Source organism: Paenibacillus sp. FSL H7-0326, from assembly GCF_001955535.1.
Taxonomy (GTDB): domain Bacteria; phylum Bacillota; class Bacilli; order Paenibacillales; family Paenibacillaceae; genus Paenibacillus; species Paenibacillus shunpengii.
This window is the reverse complement of sequence record NZ_MPVN01000011.1, coordinates 55,983-66,510: the sequence shown is the minus strand read 5'-3', so window position 1 is coordinate 66,510 and position 10,528 is coordinate 55,983. Positions and strand designations below refer to the sequence as shown.

13 protein-coding genes and 1 rRNA gene are annotated in these 10,528 nt (G+C 43.7%); 12 read left to right on the top strand and 2 right to left on the bottom strand.

Annotated features, from left to right (window positions below; genetic code table 11):
- Positions 1-19: 19 nt before the first annotated feature.
- Together rrf and BK126_RS27600 are read left to right on the top strand one after the other, a co-directional pair.
- Positions 20-136: ribosomal RNA gene (gene rrf, locus BK126_RS27605) — 5S ribosomal RNA — on the top strand.
- A 276-nt stretch (positions 137-412) separates the two neighbouring features.
- The gene (locus tag BK126_RS27600) at positions 413-739 is read left to right on the top strand and encodes a hypothetical protein (protein ID WP_143757813.1); all 327 of its coding nucleotides are present in this window, start codon (positions 413-415) and stop codon (positions 737-739) included.
- 59 nt (positions 740-798) lie between these two features.
- Here the strand turns inward: BK126_RS27600 and BK126_RS27595 are convergent, their stop codons facing one another.
- A complete protein-coding gene (locus BK126_RS27595; protein ID WP_076315669.1) occupies positions 799-1,320 on the bottom strand; it encodes a hypothetical protein in 522 nt (173 codons plus the stop codon).
- Positions 1,321-1,580: 260 nt separating this feature from the next.
- Between BK126_RS27595 and BK126_RS27590 the strand changes: the two genes are divergently transcribed.
- The 10 genes from BK126_RS27590 (at position 1,581) to rsmI (ending at position 9,812) form a co-directional block, all read left to right on the top strand.
- Positions 1,581-1,772, top strand: coding sequence for a sigma factor G inhibitor Gin (locus tag BK126_RS27590; protein WP_047914181.1), 192 nt, complete (start codon positions 1,581-1,583; stop codon positions 1,770-1,772).
- Between the two features lie 157 nt (positions 1,773-1,929).
- Positions 1,930-3,432 (top strand): aminotransferase class I/II-fold pyridoxal phosphate-dependent enzyme, encoded by a 1,503-nt coding sequence (locus BK126_RS27585; RefSeq protein WP_076315668.1) that lies wholly within the window; start codon positions 1,930-1,932, stop codon positions 3,430-3,432.
- 64 nt (positions 3,433-3,496) lie between these two features.
- On the top strand, positions 3,497-4,126 hold the full coding sequence (gene tmk, locus BK126_RS27580) for a dTMP kinase (protein WP_076315673.1): 630 nt from the start codon (positions 3,497-3,499) through the stop codon (positions 4,124-4,126).
- 323 nt (positions 4,127-4,449) lie between these two features.
- Positions 4,450-4,779, top strand: a complete 330-nt coding sequence (locus BK126_RS27575) for a cyclic-di-AMP receptor (RefSeq protein ID WP_047914178.1) — start codon at positions 4,450-4,452, stop codon at positions 4,777-4,779.
- A 36-nt stretch (positions 4,780-4,815) separates the two neighbouring features.
- Positions 4,816-5,259 carry a YaaR family protein gene (locus tag BK126_RS27570; protein ID WP_076315667.1) on the top strand — a complete coding sequence of 148 codons (444 nt, stop codon included), beginning with the start codon at positions 4,816-4,818 and terminating at the stop codon, positions 5,257-5,259.
- 424 nt (positions 5,260-5,683) lie between these two features.
- Positions 5,684-6,658 (top strand): DNA polymerase III subunit delta', encoded by a 975-nt coding sequence (gene holB / locus BK126_RS27565; protein ID WP_076315666.1) that lies wholly within the window; start codon positions 5,684-5,686, stop codon positions 6,656-6,658.
- A 146-nt stretch (positions 6,659-6,804) separates the two neighbouring features.
- Positions 6,805-7,605 carry a PSP1 domain-containing protein gene (locus BK126_RS27560; protein ID WP_047914176.1) on the top strand — a complete coding sequence of 267 codons (801 nt, stop codon included), beginning with the start codon at positions 6,805-6,807 and terminating at the stop codon, positions 7,603-7,605.
- 28 nt (positions 7,606-7,633) lie between these two features.
- Complete coding sequence (gene yabA / locus BK126_RS27555) at positions 7,634-8,002, top strand: DNA replication initiation control protein YabA (RefSeq protein WP_076315665.1); 369 nt, start codon at positions 7,634-7,636, stop codon at positions 8,000-8,002.
- A gap of 108 nt (positions 8,003-8,110) precedes the next feature.
- Positions 8,111-8,860, top strand: a complete 750-nt coding sequence (locus BK126_RS27550; protein WP_076315672.1) for a tRNA1(Val) (adenine(37)-N6)-methyltransferase — start codon at positions 8,111-8,113, stop codon at positions 8,858-8,860.
- A 61-nt stretch (positions 8,861-8,921) separates the two neighbouring features.
- Positions 8,922-9,812, top strand: coding sequence for a 16S rRNA (cytidine(1402)-2'-O)-methyltransferase (gene rsmI / locus BK126_RS27545; RefSeq protein WP_076315664.1), 891 nt, complete (start codon positions 8,922-8,924; stop codon positions 9,810-9,812).
- 201 nt (positions 9,813-10,013) lie between these two features.
- Here the strand turns inward: rsmI and BK126_RS27540 are convergent, their stop codons facing one another.
- The gene (locus BK126_RS27540) at positions 10,014-10,268 is read right to left on the bottom strand and encodes an AbrB/MazE/SpoVT family DNA-binding domain-containing protein (RefSeq protein ID WP_047914173.1); all 255 of its coding nucleotides are present in this window, start codon (positions 10,266-10,268) and stop codon (positions 10,014-10,016) included.
- Between the last annotated feature and the right edge of the window lie 260 nt (positions 10,269-10,528).

Sequence of the window (10,528 nt, the reverse complement as noted above, 5' to 3'; positions counted from 1 at the left end):
TCACAGCGCAAAAATCATGTTTGGTGGCGATAGCGGAGGGGTTCCACACGTACCCATCCCGAACACGACCGTTAAGCCCTCCAGCGCCGATGGTACTTGGACCGCAGGGTCCTGGGAGAGTAGGACGTCGCCAAGCAAAGAACCACTGTCGATTACGACGGTGGTTTTTATTTTGTCTATTTTTACAGATGAATCGTTTATGTAATAGGTAGTAACATTTTTGTTACGGATTAAAACACATGAGAAGTTATAATAGAATAGGGTTCTTTTAACATAGAGATCGTGTCACTTCGCAACAAAGGGGGAATTTCGACTGCGTTACAGAATGCTATGTCTCTATGCTATCATCTGCTTCACTATCATCCTTACCGCCTGCAGCCAAGGCACATCATGGGACTCATACGAGGGTGCAGTGAATGTTAATACCTTTCCCGTACCTAAAGAAGCCAATCGAATGGATCGAGCATCGAACAATCCGGAAATGGATTATGTACAATACACTCTGCCTGGTATAGGGAAGAATACAGATATACCTCAAGAATATATTAATGAAATTATAGAGTGGGGCTGGAAAGAAGATACGGCAGCCGAGGATACGAGCAACACGGACTCTGCTCCTCGCATTTTCGTAAAAGATAGCACCCGTGTTCATTTATCCTTGCATAATGGTTATCTTACGGTATTGGTACCCACACAGGACCCCTCCATTATTAAACCTAAGACCGTAGACAGTAATTAGACCTTCACGAGAGTGAAGGTCTTTTTTATATGTATAGAATGAGCCGTATGCGCTCTATTTTATTGAATATAGTAGGCCACTTCTTGATGGGATATTTTTAAATAGCCGTCTTTTCTTTGTCTGAATAGCCATAGGAGGCACGTTAGACGCGGTGCCATCAGCCATACATGCCAAAAAAACAAGCTCATCGCAAAAGAGGGAGGGGAAGCGACGATAAAAACAAAGACAAAGATAAGACCAATCCAGGTCATATGTAAATGAATACGGCTAAAAAGAGGATAAGCAATATGCTGGGAAGGAATTAGTCCTATCCAGGGAGCTCTCCAGGACCAGTGCCACCGATGAAGCTGCCGATTACTAAGAAGAAGAATAGAACGTGAGACTAAATAATGAATCCATACCATGGTTACGCAGGACAAAATGAAATACAAAAGACCAGACCAAGTAAAAAAAATGAGGCTGGCGAGCAGCATAATGAACGTTAAGCTTAAGTAACTAAGTAAAGCTGGCCTGGATATATTGATTTTGCGGATAAGACGATATTGATAGTAAGTAGCCTGATCTCCGATTACCGCGGACATTCCATTCATAACCTCCTATTTATAGCAGAGAACGGCTCTTGATATGAGCTACACAGCAATCAAAAGACCGAATTTATATAATATATATCGGATTGCTGTTTGGAAAAATTTAAATGTTACAAATAATTGGGTACAGACACCTACACGTATTAGGTTGAATAGCATAGGTTATGGAAATAAAGTAGAGTTTCACTATGAAAAGGTTTAAAATAGTAGAAACTGTACCATACTGATAGCAAAAGAATTGAAGGTGGGATCGTATGGAAACACAACAAATGGAACATACGTGCATTGTTTGTGAGCAGCGTAAGAAGGAAGGCATTTTTATAGTTTCTGAGTTTATTTGCACCGATTGTGAGACGGAGATGGTACACACTGACGCGCAGGATGCCAAGTATCCATTTTTTATTCATCAGTTAAAGCAGATTTGGCTGCATCAAAATAATGTATAATAGACAAGTCATAATTATGAACTTATTTTTAAAGGTCTGAGTAAGGCCTTTTTATTTTTTCTAATTTAATGGATGGGTTCAGAGTAAGTTTGATATGATATACCTTTAAAATGTTTTACAATGGAAGAAGGATAATGACGGAAAGGTTATATGATCTATGGGAAACCAGCTTGATAAGCATAGAGCACCTTTATATGAAGCACTTTTGAAATACAAGTCATCTCAACAACGAACCTATCATGTTCCAGGTCATAAAAATGGACAAGTATACTCAGATGCATACAGTCGATTCATGCAAGACGTCATGAGTATTGATGTGACTGAAATAACAGGAACAGACGATTTACATCATCCTGAGGGTGTCATTTTAGAGGCACAGCATCTGGCGGCAGATTGTTTTGGTGCTGAAGAGAGCTACTGGCTCGTCGGAGGCAGCACTTCAGGAAATATCGCCTTACTTCTTACGGTATGTACAGAACCTGGTGATCTTATACTTGTTCAGCGGAACGTTCATAAGTCGGTATTACATGGGTTAATGCTGGCCGGAGCTCAAGCCGTCTTTATGTTACCGGAGATGGATCATCATTCCGGGTTAGCTACAGCTCCTTCAGTCGAGACGGTTACGGCCTCCCTTGAAGCCTATCCGCAAGCAAAGGCAGTATTGATTACGATGCCGAATTATTATGGAATGGGCTTCTCTATCGAATCCATTGCAGCAATATGCCACCAATTCCATGTTCCGCTTCTTGTGGATGAAGCACATGGGGCACATTATGGAATGCACCCGGATATCCCGGCATCCGCGTTGTCGGCTGGAGCAGATGGTGTGGTTCAATCCACACATAAAATGCTGTCGGCGATGACGATGGGAGCCATGCTGCATGTACAGGGAGAGCGGATCAATCGGACACTGCTGAAGCAGCGCTTGTCCATGATCCAGAGCTCCAGCCCTTCGTACCCGCTCATGGCTTCGCTTGACTTGGCGCGCCGGCATCTGCATGTGCACGGCGCAGAGGCTTTCACGGCTGGGCTCGCTGCCGTGGAAACAGCTAGACGCGGCATACAGTCGATGCCGCGCTACGGTATCCTGCAGCCATCGGCAACTGCGGCCGCAGGATATACCGCTCAGGACCCATTTAAACTTGTCATATATGACAAGTCAGGGAACCTGAGCGGTTACGAGCTGCAGCGAGAGCTTGAAGCTCACGGCTGCATGCCGGAGATGAGCGACGACCGTTACGTCGTCCTCCTGTTTAGCCTGGGCTCTACAGAAGAGGATGCCATGCACCTTTTAGGTGCACTCATGCATATATCGTTAGAAAAGGAGCCCAGAAATAAAGACAGCACAGAAGCAAACAACAGTCCTGTTTCCACGTGGAACATTTTGCATTCTGATGTCTATTCCTGTCCGATCCCTTTTGATATGCGTACAAGAACAGAAGAAGATATCGAATCTGTTGAACTTAGTAAATGTGCTGGTCGCAGAGCTGCTGAGATGGTGATTCCTTATCCGCCAGGTATTCCGATCCTGTATCCAGGAGAGCTGATTAGTGAGGCAATGCAAGAGCGTTTAATTGCACTTCGAAATGCTGGGGCCAAATGCCAAGGGACGCGGGATGCAAGTTTAAATCAGCTGCTCGTTACACAAGAAAAACGCTAGAGAACGCTGAATATTTCAAATAGATCAAGTTGAAAACGTAGTTTAGGAGAGATACACATTGCCGATGGGAAAATTGATTACATTTGAAGGTGGAGACGGCTCCGGTAAAACAACCATGATTAAGAAGCTGTCTGCGCATCTAGAAGACAAAAAAATTCCTTACTTGATGACACGCGAGCCCGGTGGAATTGATATAGCAGAAAAAATCCGCTCCATTATATTAAATCCGGAGCATACAACGATGGATGCTCGCACTGAAGCACTGCTCTATGCAGCTGCTCGCAGACAACATCTTGCGGAGAAAGTCATTCCCGCACTTCAAAATGGAGTAATGGTCTTGTCTGACCGCTTTGTCGACAGCAGTCTGGCTTATCAAGGATATGCCAGAGGGCTTGGTATGGAAGAGGTCCGCTCCATTAATGAATTTGCTACAGATCACTTATCACCTGATCTGACACTTTATTTTGATATTAGTCCAGAACAAGGATTAGCTCGGATTGCTGCCAATCAAGGGCGTGAAGTGAATCGGCTTGATATGGAGAACCTATCGTTCCATGACAAGGTGAGAGAGGGATATTTGATTCTAGCTAAGCAAGAGCCGAATCGAATCCAGATTATTGATGCTTCCTTGTCGCAAGAAGAGGTTTTTTGTAGCTTAATTACGAAGCTAAGGTGTGTAATAGAGGATATTTAAGGGTATATGTCTAATTATTAAGTATTTAAGGAGTACTGTACATCTCTCAGGTACGCTTTGAATCAAACTTTAGGATTTTAGTATGGGCTATCACTGCAACTTAAGATTCTTAAGGACTAAGTTTTATTCCTCATTATTCGTCGAACTCCTATAGGCGGGAGAAGATTCATCATATCTTTGAAGGTTACGCTGCCTTCGGGCAAGGGTGACTTACTCTGGAATAGAGTAGTGACTTATGATTTATTCTAACGGTGGATGCTTGGTTGAAGGCGGTTGGGAACATAAGTGCTGGGCATGAGATTATTTAGAGGAGGCGTTTCAAGATGAAACTTATTGTTGCGATTATTCAGGATAAAGACAGTAATCGTTTATCTAGTGCACTGGTCAAAGCAAACTTCCGTGCGACGAAGCTGGCGAGCACAGGTGGATTTTTGAAAGCAGGGAATACCACATTCATGATCGGGGTGGATGACAGCCAGGTTGAATCCGTGATGAACGTGATCCGCAGCAGCTGTAAGGTAAGAGAGCAGCTCGTTACTCCGGTTACTCCAATGAGCGGAACGACCGATTCCTATTTACCGCTTCCTGTAGAGGTTCAGGTAGGAGGAGCGACGGTGTTCGTTCTGCCGGTTGATCGATTTGAACATTTTTAAGAGCACTCTTTTGGCAACAGAAAGCAGGGATATCTTGTGAAAATCAATCCAGGATTCAGACCACTTCAGAGCGGCATCAATTCAAATGAGAATAATAACAAGCCTGTGCAAAATAAAGGTTTTGCCGATATGATGCAGCAACAGGGTGAACGAGCTTCTCAGGCAGAGCTGACTCGGCGGTTGAATGAGATTCAGCTGCAAGGTGATCGGTTAGCGAGATCCATGACCATACGGGAGCTCAAGGCCTATAAGCAGCTGGTCAAGCGTTTCTTAGATGACACGGTAAGAAGAGGCATAGCGACGAAGCAGACCAAAGGCTGGGACCGCCGCGGACGCGGGAAGAAGTACTTACTGCTTGATGAAGTGGATGCCGCTCTGGTTGCTATGGCGGAGGAGCTGCTTCAGAGTGAGCAGGGGAAGATAGAGCTTCTGCAAAAAATCGGCGAGATTCGGGGAATGCTGATTAACTTGAGCTTTTAAAATCTCATAGCTTATGACGTATCCAAAGACAAGTGATTTCGATCGCTTGTTTTTTTTGTAGATAAGAGCCGGCGGCAGATAAGCCGATTGATTTTTTTGGCTGCAGAAATAGATAGATGCAAGTATGTTGTATACGACTGTGTAGTTTTTGGATATACAAAATGCAGAAATGGAAAATGTTTTTTTTGTGAATACTAAAATTAAAATGGTTGCGTGTCATGGTATAATGAAGATTAGAGGATTGAACTAAGGGATTCCCTTCTTCTGAGGATTCATTAAGAGGAATCTATTGGAATGGATTCCGGGCAGGGTTAACGATGGATGATCTCTTTGGTTCTTCTCTTCTAAATGATATATAATATCTCATGCTGACTAACAGGTGAAGTTCTAGACCGCAGCAGCTTTTTTTATAGGGGAGGAACTCATGTCATTTCGTGAAATTTTGGGGCAAGATACAGCTAAACAAATGCTGCAGGGCGGACTCCGCAAGAACGCGATCAGTCATGCTTATTTATTTAGCGGTCCATTAGGCAGCGGACAACGTCAGATGGCAACAGCATTCGCCCAATCTATTTTTTGCACTCAAAATGCAGACGATGCATGCGGTGAATGTCTGGAGTGTCGGAAGGTTAAGCATGGGAATCATCCAGACCTCCATTATGTAGAGCCTGAGGGCGCAAGCCTCAAAATAGATCAGATTCGCGATTTGCAAAAAATCTTTGCTTATCGGTCTGAAAAAAATAATCCTAAGATTTATATTATTGATCAGGCGGATAAAATGACAGTTCAAGCTGCCAACAGCATGCTGAAGTTCCTTGAGGAGCCGCAGGTGCCGGCAGTAGGAATACTGATCACGAGCAACAAGGGAGCTATGCTTCCTACGATTTTATCTCGAACGCAGGAGATCCCCTTTAAGGCATTGAATCCTGAGCTGGTTCAGGAGATGCTGCAGAAGGAAGGTTACGCGCCCGCACTCGTTCGAACAGCTTCATTTTTAAGCGCCGGCCTTGAGTCTTGCAAGAATTTGCTTGACCAGAATTGGTTTGCAGAAATTAGAAATGTAGTGTTACAATTAGGGAAAGAATCTCTGTCCAGAGGCGATATAGCGCTGATTTCTGCCCAGCAGAAGCTGTTCAAGACAGGGCTTTCTGAACATCTTGAACTGATGTTTGAACTCTTTCATTTATGGTTCAAGGACATGCTTTATATTATTTACGGTAAGCAGGAGAACGTTATTTTTATAGATCAACTCAATACACTCTCTACCATTGCTATGACTCGTACAACCGAACAATGGGTGTCCTATATGGACTTGGCTGCAGAATGCAGAAAGAAGCTTCGGTATAATGTGAATGGTCAGCTATGTGTAGAACAATTACTAATTGGACTAGCCTCTTGAGGTGGAGCACGCAAGTATTAGGCGACGATATCTCAGGGACGTTCATTCTATGCCCTAGCACAGTCCTAACATGATACGCTTCTCGATTGCGGCCCTGTCTTCAGGCTTCGATAGAGGTTTATTGGCATACAAGGGGGTTAATTTTTTTGTATAATGTAGTCGGTGTCCGTTTTAAGAAAGCGGGCAAAATTTATTACTTTGATCCCCTCGATCTTCCTATTGAAAAAGATTCTAGCGTCATCGTAGAGACAGCGAGAGGGATTGAGTACGGCAAAGTCGTTATAGGAAAGAAAGTCGTTGGTGAATCTGACGTTGTATTACCTCTCAAGAAGGTAATTCGTATTGCAGGTGACTCGGACGCCAAAGTGGTGGAAGAGAACAAGCTTGCTGCAAAAGACGCATTTGGCACCTGTTTAAATAAAATCAAAGAGCACGGACTTAAGATGAAGCTTGTCGATGTGGAATTCACATTTGACCGAAATAAAATTATATTTTATTTTACGGCTGAAGGACGTGTCGATTTTAGAGAGTTAGTTAAAGATTTGGCCAGCATTTTTCGGACACGGATTGAGCTTCGCCAAATTGGCGTACGTGATGAAGCGAAGATGCTTGGAGGGATCGGCCCATGTGGGCGGATACTCTGCTGTTCCTCCTGGCTGGGTGATTTCGAACCGGTATCCATTAAGATGGCCAAGGATCAGAGCCTGTCCCTGAATCCAACCAAAATATCCGGACTTTGCGGCAGACTTATGTGCTGCTTGAAATTTGAGCATGATAACTATGAGAGTGTTAAGGAAGAGCTGCCAGCCGTCGGCAAGCTTGTCGTCACCTCGTTAGGTGAGGGCAAGGTCGTTGGCATTCACGCAGGTAACCGCAAGGTACATGTTCAATTGTTTGAGATTAACAAAGTAAAAGAGCTTTCTATGGATGACGTCGTCATCAAGTAACCATTATGTTTGCTTTCGGGGTGGGATCTTGGAGAAAAAATCGATTTTTGCGCACATTCTTGAAATGGAAACACAAATGGGACAAATGCATAATGATCTTGGCGAGTTAAAAATGATTGTAAAGGAACTGCTCGAAGAGAATCAACGTTTGACGCTGGAAAATGAACAGTTGCGCAAGGTCCTAAAGCGGGAGTCCTCTACAGAGACACCTGCACCAGCTCCCAAAAATCCTGTACAATTCGTGCCCGCAACCGAGACTACCGAAGAGGTGGTTGGAGAGGGTTACGATAATTTGGCAAGATTGTATTACGAAGGTTTCCATATTTGTAACGTTTATTATGGGCATTTACGTACAGAGGGCGATTGTTTGTTCTGTCTGTCATTTTTGAATAAGTAATGAGCCGTAGGGATACCCTACGGCTTTTCTATTAAAGCTGAATGGGTTCGATTCATGCATCGAGGCCTATTCAGTACACACATTAATATGAATCAGGCAGGTATCAAAATGAGTATAAACAAGGTTAAGTTACAGCCATCTGAACGACTGGATGATCTGTTAACTCATGATTTGCGTATTATTCAAAGCGATGAGGTGTTCAGCTTCTCTATGGACGCTGTATTGCTGGCCAGATTTGCAGGCCTTCCCAAGCGGGGAAAGGTCCTGGATCTCTGCACAGGGAATGGAGTCATTCCTCTCCTGATGTCCACAAGAACAGAGGCATCGATCGAAGGCATTGAGATTCAGCCTAGAATTGCCGATATGGCCAGACGAAGTGTGATGCTGAATGGACTTGGAGATCAGATCATGATTCGGGAAGGGGATCTGAGGGAATTGCCTGGCATTACAGGTTATGGGGTCTATGATGCCATTACTGTTAATCCACCCTATATGCCGTTAAACGGAAGTGATATTACACTGAATGAGCATCAGGCGATCGCTAGGCATGAGATCCATTGTACTTTGGAGGAGGTCCTGAAGGCTTGTATGCATTTGGTACGTACAGGCGGAAAAGTATCCATGGTGCACAAACCCCAGAGAATCGGTGAAATTATCACATTAATGCGTAAATATCGGTTGGAGCCGAAACGAATTCGCATGGTTCATCCACGAATCGACAAAGAGGCGAATATGGTGCTCATTGAGGCTTTACGAGATGGCAAGCCGGATGTGAGAATGCTGCCGCCGCTGATCGTATATAACGAAAATGGGGAATACTGCAAAGAAATTATGGATATTTACTATCCGAGTCCATGACTACCACTGGAGATGGATAGAAGCAGGATCGGTGAGACGTGGAACTGGAGAGGAGTTAGCTATGAGTATTCAAGTACAGAAGAGCTTTGAACAGAAGGAAGGAACGGGTACACTTTATCTTGTAGGTACGCCGATCGGTAATTTGGAAGATATCACATATCGCGCGGTAAATACCTTGAAGTCATGTGATATCATTGCCGCGGAAGATACAAGACAAACCCGCAAGCTATTAACTCATTTTGAGATCAGCCCTGAGATGTTGTTTAGTTATCATGAGCATAACAAGGAAGCCAGTGGACCTGAATTAATTCGATATATAATAGAAGGAAAAAATTTAGCCCTTGTCAGCGATGCAGGTATGCCGGCCATTTCAGATCCTGGTTCAGACCTGGTCCGTCTTGCCATTCATGCACATATTCCCGTGGTGACGGTGCCAGGAGCGAACGCTGCTCTATCTGCGCTAATTGCATCCGGTCTTGGAACCGAGCGATTCACCTTCGTTGGATTTCTTCCCCGTGAGAAAAAGGACATTACAGCTATCCTGAAGAGTTTTGGCGCATCGCAGGGCACCCTTTTGTTTTATGAGTCGCCGCATCGGGTACAAAAAACGTTAACCGTCATGCTGGAGCTATGGGGAAACCGAAGAGCGGTGCTCGCAAGAGAGCTGACCAAGCGTCACGAGGAATATGTGCGAGGGAATCTACAGGAGTGTATAGAGTGGCTTGAGGAGCATCCGCCCCTAGGCGAGTATTGTTTGATTGTAGAGGGAAGAAGTCAGGACGAAGAGAAAGAGCTGCAGAAGGAGTGGTGGCAGCAGTTAAGTCTTACGGAGCACGTGGAGCACTATGAGAAGGAAGGCCTCTCTCGCAAGGATGCGATGAAGAGCACGGCTGCAGATCGAGAGCTATCCAAAAGGGATGTATATAATGCTTTATTAAAAGAGGAACAATAGACCTCAGACAGAATAAAAGAAAAAACACCTTCTTCGGCAGATTGGATCTGACGAGGAAGGTGCCTAAGGAGATATGAAAAAGGTTAGAAATAACAATTATATATTCTCAAGAAAAGCGAGCATCTATATTAAAGGAATCGTAATGATTACTGATTAAAGGTATGCTTTTCTCTATCCAAAATTGATTATAACCTATTTTACTTAATTTGTCACAGGTGCTGGAATTTCAGAAATACATTCGTGACAAACAATTTTACCTTTGAAGTAAGTTACGTTCTCAGCGTTGCCGCAGAAGATACATGCAGGCTCATATTTCTTAAGCATGATGCGCTCACCGTCTACGTAGATTTCAAGAGCATCTTTTTCACCAATACCGAGTGTACGGCGCAATTCGATAGGAATAACAACCCGGCCCAGTTCATCAACTTTTCTTACAATACCTGTAGATTTCATCATTTTATACTAACTCCTCTCGCCATCGCTTATTACTGTCATGATTCGACATTATTTTATCTTTTATGCTAATCATCATACCAACCATTCCCAAATCAGTCAACATTGAAAATAAAGAATAAAGTTAACATTGTATGAAGAAAGGGAATGAGTACTGGTATTAACGATGATTTTCTAGTATCTATCTATTATTATAACGCGTGTCGATTTGGAAATCAAAACTGCATCATTATTCGACAAACTTTGTCGTATAATGTCGAATA

Coding starts and splice junctions, on each gene's coding strand:
- BK126_RS27595 (WP_076315669.1), bottom strand. CDS start 1,320: ATGTCCGCGGTAATCGGAGATCAGGCTACTTACTATCAATATCGTCTT.
- BK126_RS27590 (WP_047914181.1), top strand. CDS start 1,581: ATGGAAACACAACAAATGGAACATACGTGCATTGTTTGTGAGCAGCGT.
- BK126_RS27585 (WP_076315668.1), top strand. CDS start 1,930: ATGGGAAACCAGCTTGATAAGCATAGAGCACCTTTATATGAAGCACTT.
- tmk (WP_076315673.1), top strand. CDS start 3,497: ATGGGAAAATTGATTACATTTGAAGGTGGAGACGGCTCCGGTAAAACA.
- BK126_RS27575 (WP_047914178.1), top strand. CDS start 4,450: ATGAAACTTATTGTTGCGATTATTCAGGATAAAGACAGTAATCGTTTA.
- holB (WP_076315666.1), top strand. CDS start 5,684: ATGTCATTTCGTGAAATTTTGGGGCAAGATACAGCTAAACAAATGCTG.
- BK126_RS27550 (WP_076315672.1), top strand. CDS start 8,111: ATGAGTATAAACAAGGTTAAGTTACAGCCATCTGAACGACTGGATGAT.
- rsmI (WP_076315664.1), top strand. CDS start 8,922: ATGAGTATTCAAGTACAGAAGAGCTTTGAACAGAAGGAAGGAACGGGT.
- BK126_RS27540 (WP_047914173.1), bottom strand. CDS start 10,268: ATGATGAAATCTACAGGTATTGTAAGAAAAGTTGATGAACTGGGCCGG.